Here is a 15370-nt window from a genome sequence, read left to right on the forward strand (position 1 = left end):
GCTGAGTTCTCCCCAATCCATTCAAATTTAAGACACAACTTGGGTGCGAGGTCTACCTAATTCCGTAAATCTATTCAGAACTGCCACACGCGCATGAATTTCATTGACCTGACTTTGAAAATGTCTTGCCGTCAGCCTATCACCTAATAATTTGATGCAATGCATCTTGGTTTCCACCAAACTACGACGGTGATAACCCGACCATTTTTTCCATAGGGTTCTGCCTAAATGTTTAACCGTTTGAAGTAACTCATTTCGTTCTATTGAACTTATTTTAGAATCTTTCCAGGGCTTGGCATTCTTTCTGGGTGGAATTACTGCATGTGCTTGACGATCTGAAATCACTTTTCTGCAGCACTTCGTGTCGTACGCGCCATCGGTATAGACAGAATCTATTCGCTCATCTAGTGGAATTTGATCCAGTAAATCACCTAGTACTTGTGAATCACTGACATTATTTGTAGTAAGCTGAACGGCACGTATTTGCAGTGTTTCAGCATCTATACCAATATGCAGTTTACGCCATTGCCGACGGTATTCAGGCTGATGTTTTTTACGCTTCCATTCGCCTTCACCTAAAAACTTTAAACCCGTAGAGTCGACAAGTAGGTGTAACCCATCATGACTTTTCTGATAGCTTATCGCAATATCAATATGCTTTTGTCGTCTACAAAGGGTGGAGTAATCTGGTGCTGTCCAATTCAAGCCACAGAGTTTAATCAGGCTTTGAACAAAGCCAGTAACCATACGTAAAGAAAGACGGAATAGAGATTTGATCATTAAACAGCATTGAATCGCTGTATCGGAATAAGTTTGATTTCGTCCTTGCTTGCCTTGTGGTTGTGCATACCATTGCGTCTTAGGATCAAACCAGATTGAAATATTTCCTCGCTTGATTAAAGCTTGGTTATACGAGGACCAATTGGTTGTACGATAGATTTTAGGTGTAGGCTTCTTCATCTGGAAATTATATTACTGAAGAAGCCTTCAAGAATAGCTTTGTGCAACAAAGCCTCTTAAAATTATTACGCCACAACTTTTAGAAAATTAAATATCCTCTATTCAATTTAATCTTAAATATAATCATTTACTATTGATATATGCTCTTACAGCTAACAATTCCCTACTTGTAGTTTAAGCTGCTTCTTGGCAAGGTATGTGCCAGTAAAACATTAGGAATTTGTTCACATATGGCGAGTCCAGCACAAATCATTCGACATAAATTTCTCAATACATTCTTTTCACGCCATTCACTCTGGTTCTTGTGTATTTTTACGGCACTTAGTATCACGTGGTTTAGAACCGTATATACGCCTCATAGTATCTATTATTTTATTTCAGATACTCTACTCAATGGTTTATGGGTCGTTACTGGTGCATTAAGCTTATTGGGTTTATATGACGTCTTACAAAATAGACACTCTATCTTGAGAAATTACCCAATTATGGGTCATTTTCGTTTTTTATTTGAAGATATACGTCCAGAAATTCGCCAATACTTTATTGAAGCCGATCAAGATGCTCTACCTTTCTCGCGTATGCAAAGAAGCTTAGTTTATCAACGTGCAAAAAATGAAAATGCCGATAAACCTTTCGGGTCAATCATAGATGTCTATCAACAAGATTATCGCTTTATTGTTCACTCAATTAGTCCATGCCCACCAGCAGATCCTAAGAGTTTTCGTATTCAAATTGGTAATGCACAATGCCTTCAACCCTATAGTGCATCTATTATGAATATCTCTGCCATGAGCTTTGGTAGTTTAAGTGCAAATGCAATTCGTGCATTAAATAAAGGTGCACAGTTGGGGGGGTTTTATCATGACACTGGTGAAGGAAGTCTCAGCCCTTATCATTTAGAAAATGGTGGTGATATTGTTTGGCAAATTGCCAGTGGCTATTTTGGTTGTCGAACTTTAGATGGAAAATTTGACGAACAAAAGTTTGCTAAACAGTCTCAATTGCCACAAATCAAAATGATTGAGTTAAAGCTTTCACAAGGTGCTAAACCCGGGCATGGCGGTATTTTACCTAAGCATAAAATTACTGCTGAAATTGCCGAAATTCGTGGTGTTTCACGTGATCATGACTGTATTTCACCAGCAAAACATTCTAGCTTCTCTACACCAATTGAAATGATGCACTTTTTGCAAAAGTTACGCACTTTATCTGGCGGCAAACCTGTTGGTTTTAAACTATGTATTGGGCAACCTTGGCAGTTTATGAGTATTGTAAAAGCAATGCTTGAAACAAAAATTGTGCCTGATTTTATTGTGGTAGACGGTTCTGAAGGTGGTACTGGTGCAGCACCAATTGAGTTTAGTGACTATATTGGTACTCCCTTACGTGAAGGCTTACGTTTTGTACACAACACGCTTGTAGGTGCTGGACTAAGAGACCAAGTTAAAATTGGTGCAAGCGGTAAAATTATTAGCGCATTTGATATTGCTAGTACTTTTGCATTAGGTGCAGATTGGGTTAACTCAGCACGCGGTTTTATGTTTGCAGTTGGGTGTATTCAAGCGCAAAGTTGTCATACCAACCAATGTCCTGTAGGTGTAGCAACTCAAGATAAAGACCGTCAAAAAGCACTACATGTACCCACTAAAGCAGAGCGCGTGTTTAATTTCCATAAAAATACATTACATGCCTTATCAGAAATGATTGCTGCTGCTGGTTTACGCCATCCTTCAGATATTAAAGCTCATCATTTGGCTCAGCGTGTAAATGACCGTGAAATCAAGAACTATGCTCAATTGCATTTCTTCTTGAAAGAAGGAGAACTTTTACAATCTGAACTAAAAAATGATGATGATAATTTCTATTACCGTATGTGGAATATGGCCGATGCCAATCATTTTTAATTTAAATTAGATTGATTATTTGGGCATCATCTTTATTGTGATGCCCTTCTATTTTCTAACTTATTATGTGATTTTTATTTAAATAAAATTCTGTTATTAATTTGTCTTTGCTATATTTTTCACCTACTATAAAAGTATAAATAATATACACACTTTAATTTTATTAAATAAATATCCTCAAATTGTTATAACAAGAAGGTGTTCACTCATGTTAAAAAAAACATTCATTCCCACTTTTATTGCTCTTGCTGTTGGTTTAAGTAGCTATGCAGCCGCTTGTACACGTGCGGTATATTTAGGCAATGACCAACATGTTATTACAGCCCGCTCAATGGACTGGAAGGTTGATACAGGCACAAATTTATGGATTTTGCCGAGTGGTGTTGCCCGTGATGGGAGTGCAGGACCAAATTCAATAAAATGGACGTCTAAATATGGCAGCGTTATTGCTACAGGTTATGAAGTTGCTACAACCGATGGAATGAATGAGGTTGGTTTAGTCGCTAATGTCTTATGGTTAGTCGAATCTCAATATCCAGATGTAAAAAAATCTAATAAACCATTATTAAGTATTGCAGCTTGGGCGCAGTATCTACTCGACAATTTTGCAACCGTTGATGAAGCCGTTAAAGCTCTTGAAAAAGAACCCTATACAATCGTGACAGATAGCGTTCCGGGCGAATCAAGACTCACAACACTCCATTTGTCTATTTCCGATAAAACAGGTGATAGTGCAATCATTGAATATATCGGCGGAAAACAAGTGATTCATCACAGCCGAAGTTATCAAATTATGACTAATTCCCCTACATTTGATAAACAGCTTGCACTTGCGGAATATTGGAAACAAATCGGCGGCACCGTTATGCTACCAGGTACTAACCGTGCTTCTGACCGTTTTGCACGAGCATCATTTTATATTAATGCAATTCCAAAAACTGATGATATGAAACAAGCTCAGGCTTCTGTATTTAGTGTCATTCGGAATGCCTCTGTTCCATATGGATTGAATACACAAGAAGAGCCTAATATTTCATCGACTCGCTGGAGAACTGTTGCAGACCATAAACAGATGCTTTATTTTTTTGAATCAGCCTTATCACCAAATGTATTTTGGGTCGACTTGAAGAAAATAAATTTTAAAGATGGTAAAACGCGTAGACTGGATCTCGGTCCCGAGCAAAGCCATATCTATGCTGGAGATGCGACTTCTGACTTTAAAATTGCAAAACCATTTGCTTTTTTAAGCCCCAAAACTCTTTAATGAAGGGTAAAATTTATCATCTCTAAGATAAATAATATTAAACGTGCTTTCTTGGAATTACATTATGAAAAAAGCCCTATTTTTATTAGGTACTTGTTTACTTACAGCAGCTTGTAGTACGACTTCGTATAAGTCTAATACCACGACAACAACATCTGAGGTAAAGACAGCGGGTCAGCTTAATTGCTTACCTACAGAACTTTGTCCAAGCTTACTCGTTAAATGGAATGAACAACAGAAAAACCAAGTCCGCGTAGATGTACATTTAAGTAGTAGTTATAACTTCTATGATATTAATTCATTAGTATTTGATATTGACGGGAAACAATTTAGTTATAAACCAGCTCAAGCTACTGAGAAAACAAATGTCAGTCGCCTTGTTCCTAAGCACTCGACGACATACTTTATTATTCCAAGTCAATTCTTACAGGAATTTAAAAACGCGAAAAACATTAATGTTTTAGTTAAAACTGATAAAGGTATTATTGAGCGAAATATGTATTCACCGCAAAAGCAATCTTCAGTGTATAAAAATTTCGTTGAGCTTTATCAAAGCTTAAAATAATCATCTGATTTGATTAACTGATGCACTCAATCTATTGACTAGAGTGAGTGCATTAATTTTTTAATAATAAAAATGCTTTGGCTTAGCATGTAAAAAGGCTGGAATTAAACCAGTTAAAGCTGCACGTATATCTGCACGTTCATTAATTAATTGATGAGACCCCTCTTCAAGCATTAACAAGGTTTGAAGTCTAAACTTCCGTCGAATGAACTCAATGTTATAGCGCCAGTCTACCGTTTGGTCTAATGCCCCTTGTGCTAACCAAACAGGAATACGACAAGCTGGACGCTCTTCCATTTCTTGCATCCATTTTGACATTGCTAAAATCCAGTCCATCCCCATCATGCGTGGTTGTAATGGATCTTTTAAACGAACAAAACGTAAAAATTCAGGATTATGATTGTTACGTCTAAAGTGTCTTGGTACTTGGCGTTTAATACGACGAATAATGCCCAGTCCCACTGGATTATGCCACCATGCTGTTTTAGCTGGTCGAATTAAAGGTGAAAGTAGCAAAACTCTATCAACAATTGGATCTTGTCTTTTTTCAGCATACTCGAGCAAGTGATGCATCCAGATTGCTCCACCCGTGCTTTGGCCGATACCCACCCACGGTTTTGGTAACTGATCTGCATGTTTGACATACTGATAAACCGCCATTAGAACTTGCTGGTAATGATCAAAATTTTGAATACTTGCAGGTGAACCATTACTTAAACCATGACCAGGTAAATCATAAGTAATTACACTGAAGCCTTGTTCAAGAATTTCACGGATAATAGGTTGATAAATCCCACTATGTTCAAGATAGCCATGCAACAAACATACAGTCCCCTGTACTTTGTCTAATTTAGGCTTAAAAACTTGGACATGCAGACGAAATAAAGGCATTTGAACATAGCCTTGCCAATGGTCACAGTCGAGTAAATGCAAACCGTATAATTTGCGGTATGCTAAAAGTTCACGAGAAGGCTCTTCTAATGTATTTAAATTGAGTGGACTTAAAACTTGTGGAGTGAGATCACGGTTAGGTACCGGTAAATCTAATTGTTTTAATACGGCAGGATTGAGAAATGGAATCTCAGACATTAAGGCACCTCTCGACAATCACTTGAACCAAATAACATGTCACGAATTGTCGCAAGTAATTCATAATTTGCACGACGACTATGATCGTAGTTTTGTATACTCGGTTGCCAACGTGTAAGCGGTGTTGGCATAGGGGCAATAACTGGAATCGTTTCGATACCATTCAGAGCAAATAAACGGCGCGTACGCGGCATATGATATTCATCTGTAACTAACATTACTGTAGGTGCACCGCCTTTCTTTTGAAGCAGTAATGAACTAAAACGAGTATTTTCACAAGTATTCATACTTTTTTGTTCTAATAATTTTGCATCGACACCACGTTTTTTTAACCATGCTTGCATATATGGTGCTTCAACACCACTTAATACAATTGGTAGATGGTTTTGCTTTTCAACTTCTAACGTTTTCTCTAGTCTTAAGCGGGTATAACTATTAACTACAATATCTTTGCCATTTTTATCTAAAGTTAAACCGCCACCTAGTACTACAATAGCATACGGTTCTGTTAACTTTTTAGGTTGAGTTGGCAAAGGATTTTTACGGACATATTCAACTTTTTGCTCAGGCTCACTTACCGCTTTTTGATGTTCAGGTACTACGGGTTTTCTTGCTAAAAACTCGGTATATTGTTCAGTAAGAGCTTTGTTTTCAGAACTGTTAATAAAAAGCGCTTCATCTATAGGGCTACTTGTTTCATCAGCTGCATCAATTTCTGAGTTTTTCGCGACTAATGGAACACTTATAGCTGAAGTTTCTTCCTCTTCTTCCATCTCTTGTTCTTTTTCTTCTAAAAGAATAATTTGCTGCAAAGCTTTATAGTTTTCTTGCATGTAGCCCAAGTCTGCTGTCTTTTTTTCACGTATAGCATCTTCGGTAAGCTTTAAATAAGCCTGACGAGCAATCCATAAGTTTGAACCAGGCTCTAAGTTATCATGTTCACTTAATGCAGCTTTTCGCTGGCTTTCCGCTGCCACTTCATTCACATCTACTGGAACAAAATAGTTAAGTCCAGCTACAATAAGTTTTGAATAAAATGGCGAATATAGAAAAACCACGAAACAGCCCAATAGTACAAATAGTACAGTAACTACTTGTACAAAACGTACCATCAAGTGTACTTTTGGCATAGAACTATTCCGTATGATTTTCAATTAAACCTAAACTGTTATAAAGCACAGGTTCTGGTTCTAACATAACATGGAAACGCTGATCAACATCGTGTTGTACAGCTTGATAAGTTTTCTTTACATCAGCAAGAGATGCATTGGCATAATTCACCAAAACCAAGGCTTGTTTATGAAACATCCCCACCACACCAAGTTGTTTTCCTTTCCAACCTGCTTGATCAATTAACCAACCCGCTGCAATTTTAACGTTACCGTTGGCTTGAGGATAATGTGGAATTGTTGAAAATTGTGTGATTAAGCGTTCAAATTCTTGAGCACTTACAATCGGGTTTTTAAAGAAGCTTCCTACATTTGGATATTCTTTTGGATCAGGTAATTTACTTTGACGAATACGGATGACCTGATTTTGTAAATTTTCAGCAGTGAGATTGTCTCCAACTGCTTCCTTTAAATCACCATAATTCAACTTTAAATGAGGTTGCTTGAGTAATTTAAAGGTGACATGCGTGATGATATAGCGCGTCGGATCATCTTTAAAAATGCTATGTCTATAAGAAAAATGACAGTCGGCCGCTAAAATTGATTGTGTCTCTCCAAGTTTACGGTCATAGACCTGTACTGACTCAATAAACTCACCAACTTCAACGCCATAGGCACCAATGTTTTGTACTGGTGAAGCACCCACTAAGCCAGGAATAAGGGCTAAATTTTGTAAACCAAACCAGTTCTGCTGTGTACTATATAAAACAAAATCGTGCCAAACCTGTCCTGCACCTACTTTGACTCGAACAAAATTCTGATCTTCAGATAAAACCTCTATACCTTGAATATCAAGGTGAATGACTAATGCATTAATTTGCTGTGGCAGCAACATATTACTACCGCCAGATAAAACAAGTACATTTAGCTCATGCTGTTTAGCAAAATCCAAAGCTTCTTTAATATCTTCAACAGACGTAATCTTAGTATAATGAGAAGCTGTTACATCTAAACTTAAAGTATTGAATGGCTTAAGCTGTACTTGATTTTGAATTTGCATTGTATTGATAAACCTATTCTTAAACTTTCAATTGTTTTTTCAAAACATTAATCCATGCGAGAGTACTCGATTCACATTGGTCAAGTACACGCTCGAAGCCGTCATCACCACCATAGTAAGGATCAGGCAAAGCTTGCTTTGGATATTGGGGATCATGTTCACTCATTAATGCGACTTTTGCTCGAATTCGATGGCTACCAAACTGAAAGATAGCGTTTTGCAATAAATCATGAATATCTTCAAAGTTTTGATGGTCCATTGCCAAAATCAAATCAAACTCTAAAAAATCTTGAGTTGAAAGTTGTCTAGCACGTAAAGATGACAAGTCATAGCCTCTTTTCTTAGCATGCTTTTGGCTACGCTGATCAGGAGCTTTATTTGGGTGATAATTACTCGTTCCAGCCGAATCAACGATTACATTGAGTTGATGCTTATCACAATAATGTCTGAAAACCACTTCAGCGGTGGGAGAACGGCAAATATTTCCTAAACAGACACATAAAACCTTATATTGTGTTTCCATTAGAAATTAGTTCCAAACACTTGAATTACATAGAAATAAACAGGTTACTTGCAAAGTTACTGCAAAATGCTAACAAACTATAAATCTGGCCAAGTCTGTATTGATCCTGATGACCTGTTGCATTTTGTCAAAACTCACTTGTGTTGAAAAGGAAAATAATGTTTATCAATAGATTAAAAGTTGATAAATCAGTCGATAAAGTAGCTAATTTTGTCTTTTTATTTTAAATAGGGGTATCAAAAATATTTTGAGCAAAGCCCGCTCAATTATAAAAGCCCTACTTAAAGGGCTTTGAACAAATCATTTTGCTGAAGTCATTAACTCAATCATTTGTTTTGTTGGACTTAAGCTACCTAATTGCCACTGTTCAGGTGGATATTCATCAATTCTTATCCAAACATGCTCTCGAAAAGTAGGATTACCCTTACCCTCTATTTCTACAAATAAGTCTGTTATCCGTTTAAAAAGTTCGGCCTTACTGTCTTTATCGAGTAAACCTTCTATAGTTTGTATATTTATAAATGGCATAATGCTACCTGAATTAATACTAGGTCTAAATTACAGACTCATCCTAATTGGAGCTTCCTCTAATGTCAAATCAAATTATTCCAGACCATAAATTTCCCGAAGATGTATGTGGAATCTTTAAAATTACTGAAATATTGAGTGACAGATGGACAATCCTCTTATTAAGAGAAGCTTTCTATGGGGTAACAAAATTTAATGATTTTTTAGTAAATACAGGAATATCAAAACAAATTTTATCTAATCGTCTCAAACATCTTATTGAATTAGAAATATTTGAGTTATCTATTTATAAAGAAATAGGTGTACGAGAACGTAAAGAATATTTACTTACCAAAAAAGGTAAAAGCCTAAATATTGTTTTGCTTGCTATGCTTGAATCTGGCGGTAATTTTATTGAAGCAGATCGGGATGTTGTTAAAGTTTTTAAGAAAAATTCAGATGATGAACTCAAATTAAAACTTGTTGATTCATTTGACCAAGTTATAGATTTTAATCATTTGGAACTGAAACTAACTCATCGTAGCCATAAGAAATAAATTTTTGTATGTTCCTCTCTTTTATGTTTAAGCCTAAATGAAAGATATTTATAGATAATATAAAAAAAGCCTACTCTTTCAAGTAGGCTTCCCCTTATGACTTTGCGCTGATCATTAAGGTTTATTGTTGTTTAAGGCAACATCTCAATTTTACAGAAATACTTAACAATTAAAACCCTACCAATAGCTAATAATCATTATTTAATGGAAAAACTCTTCAGTAGTTTTTACCTTAGCAAAAGCATTGTTTAAAACTTGGTTATGATGATCAATTATGTGCTGCGCATCTAAAACCGTAGAATCAGATGTTGTATGGGCATCAGAGATTAAAGTTACTTTGTATCCAAACTCTGAAGCAGCTCTAATAGTCGTATCTATACAATATTCCGTTTTCATCCCACTCACTATAATTTCATCAATATCAAGTTTCTCTAATAGTTCTTTTAAGACAGTATGCTTGAAACTGCTCGGATATGTTTTCTCAATGACAATATCTTTATCTGGATTGCAAGATAACTCTGTTATCAACTGAGTATTTAGGCTATCGGGATCTAAAGGCGTATCTTTTTCGCCGACATGACGGACAAAAATAATTGGCTTGTTATTGGAACGGTGATAATTAATCAGCTTAAGAATATTTGAAAGTACAAATTGATGGTTATATGGCGTCGACTTTGCTTTGAATAGTCCATTTTGCATATCAATGATGAGTAAAACTGATTTTGAGTTATAACTTTGGTCCATAATCTTTCTCTGAAAAAGCCAATAATGAGCAGAGAAAAATAAACCCAGCCATTATTGGCTGGGTTGAGGTATTTTATTAAGTCGCTCTAACAAAAAATCACACGCAGCCTTTTTTAAAGGTCGTGGTGGTGGTATTGATTTTTTTTGGTAAACAGTTCATGAATTAAACTTGCTCATCATTAAAGCGTATTTAAACATAGCATAATTTTTTTTTAAAACACAAAATTTTGTCTTTTAAGTTATTGATCGTTTTAGTCAAACCTTATTTAATACGGGAAAATTATTTATTTTTGAATAATTTATCAGTCATATTTTTATCAATTTTGCTACGATGCCCATTTTGAAAGTATCGATCGACATGACATAGCTTTGTTTTGGTATCACAAAACACACCATTTGAGAATGTAAATGCTGAAGTATCAAAATCGCCTTGAGAGAAAGCTTTATTCGCTTTATAAGGACCTAAATATTTAGCTGTAAGTTTTTTAGAGACGCCTTTTTTGTCCGCACAAATGTATTTATCACAAATGACACCCTTTTGAGGTGAATATACACCAGAGTTAGTTTTCGCCATCGCTGCAGAGCTAAGCATGAAGCAAGTACATCCAATAACACTAAGTAAAGTTTTAGAAATTTTCATTTTTAGAACCGAATAAAATTATAAATTGTTAAGACATTATATAAAATTACTAACCTGCTCGAAAATCTACACAAGGCCACAAATAACAAAAAGCCCACGGTTCAATGGCCTTTTAAATAACTTGTACACCTGTTAAATATTCCTCTTCGAGCACATACAAACAGTGCTCACCTCATACAACCCTCAACATAATTGCCTCAGAACTACTTTATTTTAAAGCGTCTTATGCTAAGTTACTTAAAGATTGAATAGAACCGTTCAACAATAATTTTCAAGAATAAGGAAATAATGTATATGAGCCATTTTCAATTTCAAACTGTTCCAAATATCATCTCTGGCTTAGGCTCTATACAAGAATTACAGAATGTTTTGTCTTCAAAATCTTACCGTAAGTTATTGCTAGTCACAGATGCTGGTATGGTTAAAAACCAATTACACCGTCCCATCCTGCAAATTTTAGATACCCTCAATATTGAATATGTCATTTATGCAGATGTGCAGGCTGATCCGCCAGAACAAGTCGTTTTAGATGCGGCCAATTATGCAAAACAGCAAAATGTAGATGTCATTATTGGTTTTGGAGGTGGTAGCTCTTTGGATGTGGCAAAAGTAATCGCTTTGCTCTCGCATCCTGATCAAACTCAAAGTTTGCAAGAGATGTATGGCGTAAACCAAGTAACCACCACTCGCCTACCACTTATATTGATTCCTACTACTGCGGGCACAGGTTCAGAAGTAACGCCTATCTCAATTGTAACTACTGGCGAGACAACAAAAATGGGGATTGTTTCCCCAGTACTATATGCTGATACAGCAATTCTTGACGCAACTTTTACTCAAAACCTTCCAGCACATATTACCGCTGCAACTGGTATCGATGCTATGGTCCATGCCATTGAGGCATATACTTCTAAACACAAAAAAAATGTTTATACCGATATTTTAGCCAAACATGCACTGAAATTATTGAACCATAATTTACCGAAAGTTCTTAAAGATGGTAATGATTTAGAAGCACGTCAAAACATGCTTTTTGGTTCAATGCTCGCGGGGCAAGCATTTGCAAACTCGCCCGTTGCTGCGGTACATGCTTTAGCTTATCCACTGGGTGGACATTTTCATTTATCGCATGGACATACCAATGCCTTAGTGCTGGTTGAAGTATTAAAATTTAATGCGCCGAATGCAAAAAAATACTATGCGGAACTTATGCAATGGTTAGACCCATATAGCAATGGCAGCACTGATGGCTTGTGTGATCTGTTCATTGACCATATGCAGAACCACTTAGACCATAGTGGCTTGACCTTAAAACTTAGAGATTTGGGGATTGATGAGTCGAGCTTACCTCGGCTTGCTCAAGATGCCATGTTGCAAACTCGCTTACTACAAAATACCCCACGAGACATGACAGAAGCCGCCGCTTTGGCAATTTATCAGGCGATTCATTAATGACTAAACCAGTTTTAAAAAATCGAGATCAATTTAAGTTCTTTTTAGACATTCAAACGCGTTGGGCAGATAACGATATTTACGGTCATGTGAATAATGTAACTTACTATAGTTACTTTGATACAGCAGCCAATGCTTTACTCATTCAAAAAACAGGTTTTGATATTCATGAAGCAAAATCAATTGGGTTAGTGGTTGATTCAGCTTGTAGCTTTTTACAAGAGTTATCATTTCCAGAAATTATTCAAGTAGGTGTTGCGATTGGTAAAATTGGTACGACTTCTCTACGTTATGAATTAGCGATCTTTAAACAAGGTCAAGATCAAGCCTCAGCTCAAGGACATTTTGTGCATGTGTTTGTAGATCGTGAAACGCGTAAGACTGTACCTATTTCTGAGTCAGTTCGTGAAGCTTTAAAAAGTTATTTATTATAAAAAATGGGGCAAAAAGAAAATGATCTGTTCTTTTTTGCCCTCTTCAAACTTACATCATTGCGGGATCACTAAAAGAGTCTTCACCCGTTTCGACTCGACCAGCAAAACGTCGATAATAATATGGATCACTTTGACTAGTTACTTCAAAATCATACCAATGCCCTACATCAGCCAAAGCCCAATGTTGTTTAATAACCTGTCCCACTTTTACGGTAAGTTGTAACGGCGCATCTTGTCGATATGCACAAGGTTTTAGCGTCAATATTGAATCCTTGGTTCCTTCATTCATAAGCTCGACATAAACATCACCATTGGCAATGTCATAACAGACGCGAATTTCAGGTTTAACGCCACTATCAACAATACGTTGAATATCCCCTTTGAAATGACGATGGTAGCCATTTGGACCGAGTACCCATAAGTCGTAACGGCCCAAGTTATCTTTTAAAGCATCCCATTCATCATCTAAAGTTTTATTCGGCTCGACAATGTAACGCTTTGGAATGCGATCCAAGTTGAGCTTGTCATAAACATGAAAAACCACAGCTTGCGTACCTGTATTAGAGAATATTAATTGTACCTTACCGTCCGCTTTACAGCGCGCACTGGTATGCAATTCGTAAGGTAGCGCACGCGACAAACGTATGCCACTTTGCTGAATCGGTAACTTAATATCCGTAGGTACAGGAACAGCGGGCAAGGCTTCTTGATTTTCTCTTAATGTATCTGCCTGCACACGTGTTTGTTTACCATCAAGCTGTGGTAAAGCATCAGCATTTGGTGTTTTAAAGTTAAATGCACTGGTCAAATCACCACACACTGCACGGCGGTATGGACTGATATTCGGTTCTTTTACACCAAAACGTTTTTCTAAGAACATGAGCACAGAAGTATGGTCAAACACTTGCGAGTTTACCCAACCACCACGGCTCCATGGAGAAATCACATATAAAGGAACACGCGGGCCCGGACCATAAACACGTCCATCAGGTGTAGGCTGTGAATGGCTTCCTTCAGGTGCAGCATGATCAAAATATTCATCCTGCATATCAGCATTGCTTAGTGTCGACTTACCTGCGTACTGGCCGTTTTTGAGTCGAGATGGTGCTGATGGGGACGGCATATGGTCAAAATAACCATCATTTTCATCGAAGTTAATAAGTAGTGCTGTTTTACTCCACACCTCTGGTACAGCAGTTAAAGCATCAATAATTTCTTGAATAAACCATGCCCCTTGAACCGGGCTTGAAGGGTCCGGATGTTCACAGTAAATTGATGGCGCATTAATCCAAGAAACTTGAGGTAACTTTCCTTCACGAATGTCTCTTTTAAAAGCGTCAAGATACTCTTCTGGTTTATTGCCCGGTAGCGTATTGGCAATGCCTTTATATAGTGGATTTTTGGCATTATCAGTAGCCGCATCATAGGCTTTATACGGTAGTTTTTGACCCGTATCGGCATACGGTTTATTCGGCTCTCCACCGCTTGAAACGGGATAACCGGATGCAATGTTGGCCTTTCTAAAAGAACGGAACGCACCCAACATATTATCGCCCCATTCATCCGGCATATTTTGATAGCAAATCCAGCTAACACCTGCTTCTTCTAAGCGTTCAGCATAGGTTTTCCATGTATAACCACGATCTGCCGTAGCGGGATTACCATCAATCCAGTCCCATTCATTATTTACAAATGAACGCTTAGTCGCTGTTGCCCCATTGGTACCAGTTAAATGAAAAGATCGGTTCGCATCTGTTCCAGTGTGCATGGAACAATGGTAGGCATCACAAATCGTAAAGGCATTGGCAAGTGCAAACTGATATGGAATTTCTTTTTCTTTAAAATAGCCCATGGATATATCAGTTTTATGGGTTGGCCAGTTCGCCATACGGCCATTGTCCCAAGCCAACTGACTATCATTCCACGTATGCGGCGTACCATCTGCGCGCTGTGCATTATTGGCTGTACCGTCTAAATGAAAAGGCGTTAAAACTTGCCCATTGCGTCTAAGCTGCTCCCAAACCTTACGACCATTTGGCAAAGGAATTGTAAAGCGGTCAGCAAAACCTCGAACGCCTTTTAACGTACCAAAGTAATGATCAAAAGATCGGTTTTCCTGCATCAAAATAATAACGTGCTCAATATCTTGAATGGTGCCCGTTTTATTATTTGCAGGAATTGCTAGAGCCTTTTGAATACTTGATGGGAAAGCCGCCAACGCTGCAGCACCAAAGCCCATATTTAAAGAGTAATTTAAAAATTTACGACGTGTAATCATGATCAAATTCTTTTTATTATTTAAGGTTATGGAGCACAGCGCATTACAGGCTTTTTACCTGTGTCTGGTGTATTCGAATTATCATTTGCAGAGTCGTTACAACCACTCAGTAAGAGTGCACCGATTAGTAAGAAATATGAATATTTAAAGGAAGTTATTCCTGTACATTGCCTTTTCATGACGATATATAGTCCATTTTAAAATCTAAAATGGCTAACATAGAAAAGTACAATGACAGTGGCGTGACCTGAATATTTCAATCCAGTGAAAAATATGAAAATTCT

General features: G+C 37.1%; 15 protein-coding genes. 6 read left to right on the forward strand and 9 right to left on the reverse strand.

The genetic code is table 11. The annotated features are described in order from the left end of the window. Positions 1–27 precede the first annotated feature (27 nt). Complete coding sequence (locus J671_RS19485) at positions 28–960, reverse strand: IS5-like element ISAha3 family transposase (RefSeq protein ID WP_004812228.1); 933 nt, start codon at positions 958–960, stop codon at positions 28–30. Between the two features lie 230 nt (positions 961–1190). On the opposite strand from J671_RS19485, the gene J671_RS19490 reads away from it, so the two are divergent. From J671_RS19490 to J671_RS19500, 3 genes are all read left to right on the forward strand, one after another. Further along, positions 1191–2864 (forward strand): FMN-binding glutamate synthase family protein, encoded by a 1674-nt coding sequence (locus J671_RS19490; protein WP_002052116.1) that lies wholly within the window; start codon positions 1191–1193, stop codon positions 2862–2864. A 208-nt stretch (positions 2865–3072) separates the two neighbouring features. Beyond that, the gene (locus tag J671_RS19495; protein WP_031983126.1) at positions 3073–4128 is read left to right on the forward strand and encodes a linear amide C-N hydrolase; all 1056 of its coding nucleotides are present in this window, start codon (positions 3073–3075) and stop codon (positions 4126–4128) included. A gap of 61 nt (positions 4129–4189) precedes the next feature. Then, positions 4190–4693, forward strand: a complete 504-nt coding sequence (locus tag J671_RS19500; protein WP_081404935.1) for a hypothetical protein — start codon at positions 4190–4192, stop codon at positions 4691–4693. 60 nt (positions 4694–4753) lie between these two features. Here J671_RS19500 and J671_RS19505 read toward each other — a convergent pair whose 3' ends face one another. From J671_RS19505 to J671_RS19525, 5 genes are all read right to left on the reverse strand, one after another. Beyond that, on the reverse strand, positions 4754–5782 hold the full coding sequence (locus tag J671_RS19505) for an alpha/beta hydrolase (protein WP_002052112.1): 1029 nt from the start codon (positions 5780–5782) through the stop codon (positions 4754–4756). Beyond that, positions 5782–6912 carry a YdcF family protein gene (locus J671_RS19510; protein ID WP_031983129.1) on the reverse strand — a complete coding sequence of 377 codons (1131 nt, stop codon included), beginning with the start codon at positions 6910–6912 and terminating at the stop codon, positions 5782–5784. The genes J671_RS19505 and J671_RS19510 overlap by 1 nt, the downstream gene beginning before the upstream one ends. A 4-nt stretch (positions 6913–6916) precedes the next feature. Beyond that, complete coding sequence (gene murB / locus J671_RS19515) at positions 6917–7951, reverse strand: UDP-N-acetylmuramate dehydrogenase (RefSeq protein WP_031983131.1); 1035 nt, start codon at positions 7949–7951, stop codon at positions 6917–6919. 19 nt (positions 7952–7970) lie between these two features. Continuing rightward, positions 7971–8474, reverse strand: coding sequence for a low molecular weight protein-tyrosine-phosphatase (locus tag J671_RS19520; RefSeq protein ID WP_031983132.1), 504 nt, complete (start codon positions 8472–8474; stop codon positions 7971–7973). 300 nt (positions 8475–8774) lie between these two features. Continuing rightward, positions 8775–9002, reverse strand: coding sequence for a tautomerase family protein (locus J671_RS19525; protein ID WP_031983134.1), 228 nt, complete (start codon positions 9000–9002; stop codon positions 8775–8777). Between the two features lie 62 nt (positions 9003–9064). On the opposite strand from J671_RS19525, the gene J671_RS19530 reads away from it, so the two are divergent. Then, the gene (locus tag J671_RS19530; RefSeq protein WP_031983135.1) at positions 9065–9538 is read left to right on the forward strand and encodes a winged helix-turn-helix transcriptional regulator; all 474 of its coding nucleotides are present in this window, start codon (positions 9065–9067) and stop codon (positions 9536–9538) included. Between the two features lie 201 nt (positions 9539–9739). On the opposite strand, the gene J671_RS19535 is transcribed toward J671_RS19530, so the two are convergent. Both J671_RS19535 and J671_RS19540 read right to left on the reverse strand, forming a co-directional pair. Beyond that, positions 9740–10282 carry a cysteine hydrolase family protein gene (locus tag J671_RS19535; RefSeq protein WP_022575566.1) on the reverse strand — a complete coding sequence of 181 codons (543 nt, stop codon included), beginning with the start codon at positions 10280–10282 and terminating at the stop codon, positions 9740–9742. Positions 10283–10562: 280 nt separating this feature from the next. Then, a complete protein-coding gene (locus J671_RS19540; RefSeq protein WP_002049049.1) occupies positions 10563–10922 on the reverse strand; it encodes a YcgJ family protein in 360 nt (119 codons plus the stop codon). A 294-nt stretch (positions 10923–11216) separates the two neighbouring features. Between J671_RS19540 and J671_RS19545 the strand changes: the two genes are divergently transcribed. Next, on the forward strand, positions 11217–12374 hold the full coding sequence (locus tag J671_RS19545) for an iron-containing alcohol dehydrogenase (RefSeq protein WP_031983136.1): 1158 nt from the start codon (positions 11217–11219) through the stop codon (positions 12372–12374). Further along, a complete protein-coding gene (locus J671_RS19550) occupies positions 12374–12808 on the forward strand; it encodes an acyl-CoA thioesterase (RefSeq protein ID WP_031983137.1) in 435 nt (144 codons plus the stop codon). The genes J671_RS19545 and J671_RS19550 overlap by 1 nt, the downstream gene beginning before the upstream one ends. Before the next feature lie 49 nt (positions 12809–12857). Here J671_RS19550 and J671_RS19555 read toward each other — a convergent pair whose 3' ends face one another. Next, positions 12858–15086, reverse strand: coding sequence for a phosphocholine-specific phospholipase C (locus tag J671_RS19555; RefSeq protein ID WP_031983138.1), 2229 nt, complete (start codon positions 15084–15086; stop codon positions 12858–12860). Between the last annotated feature and the right edge of the window lie 284 nt (positions 15087–15370).

Source organism: Acinetobacter sp. 1130196, assembly GCF_000588095.1.
GTDB lineage: Bacteria > Pseudomonadota > Gammaproteobacteria > Pseudomonadales > Moraxellaceae > Acinetobacter > Acinetobacter nosocomialis.

What these genes read in the sequence shown, in the direction of transcription:
- J671_RS19540 (WP_002049049.1), bottom strand. Translation starts at nt 10,922, where the DNA reads ATGAAAATTTCTAAAACTTTACTTAGTGTTATTGGATGTACTTGCTTC.
- J671_RS19550 (WP_031983137.1), top strand. Translation starts at nt 12,374, where the DNA reads ATGACTAAACCAGTTTTAAAAAATCGAGATCAATTTAAGTTCTTTTTA.
- J671_RS19490 (WP_002052116.1), top strand. Translation starts at nt 1,191, where the DNA reads ATGGCGAGTCCAGCACAAATCATTCGACATAAATTTCTCAATACATTC.
- J671_RS19505 (WP_002052112.1), bottom strand. Translation starts at nt 5,782, where the DNA reads ATGTCTGAGATTCCATTTCTCAATCCTGCCGTATTAAAACAATTAGAT.
- J671_RS19485 (WP_004812228.1), bottom strand. Translation starts at nt 960, where the DNA reads ATGAAGAAGCCTACACCTAAAATCTATCGTACAACCAATTGGTCCTCG.
- J671_RS19520 (WP_031983132.1), bottom strand. Translation starts at nt 8,474, where the DNA reads ATGGAAACACAATATAAGGTTTTATGTGTCTGTTTAGGAAATATTTGC.
- J671_RS19525 (WP_031983134.1), bottom strand. Translation starts at nt 9,002, where the DNA reads ATGCCATTTATAAATATACAAACTATAGAAGGTTTACTCGATAAAGAC.
- J671_RS19530 (WP_031983135.1), top strand. Translation starts at nt 9,065, where the DNA reads ATGTCAAATCAAATTATTCCAGACCATAAATTTCCCGAAGATGTATGT.
- J671_RS19545 (WP_031983136.1), top strand. Translation starts at nt 11,217, where the DNA reads ATGAGCCATTTTCAATTTCAAACTGTTCCAAATATCATCTCTGGCTTA.
- J671_RS19555 (WP_031983138.1), bottom strand. Translation starts at nt 15,086, where the DNA reads ATGATTACACGTCGTAAATTTTTAAATTACTCTTTAAATATGGGCTTT.
- J671_RS19495 (WP_031983126.1), top strand. Translation starts at nt 3,073, where the DNA reads ATGTTAAAAAAAACATTCATTCCCACTTTTATTGCTCTTGCTGTTGGT.
- murB (WP_031983131.1), bottom strand. Translation starts at nt 7,951, where the DNA reads ATGCAAATTCAAAATCAAGTACAGCTTAAGCCATTCAATACTTTAAGT.
- J671_RS19535 (WP_022575566.1), bottom strand. Translation starts at nt 10,282, where the DNA reads ATGGACCAAAGTTATAACTCAAAATCAGTTTTACTCATCATTGATATG.
- J671_RS19510 (WP_031983129.1), bottom strand. Translation starts at nt 6,912, where the DNA reads ATGCCAAAAGTACACTTGATGGTACGTTTTGTACAAGTAGTTACTGTA.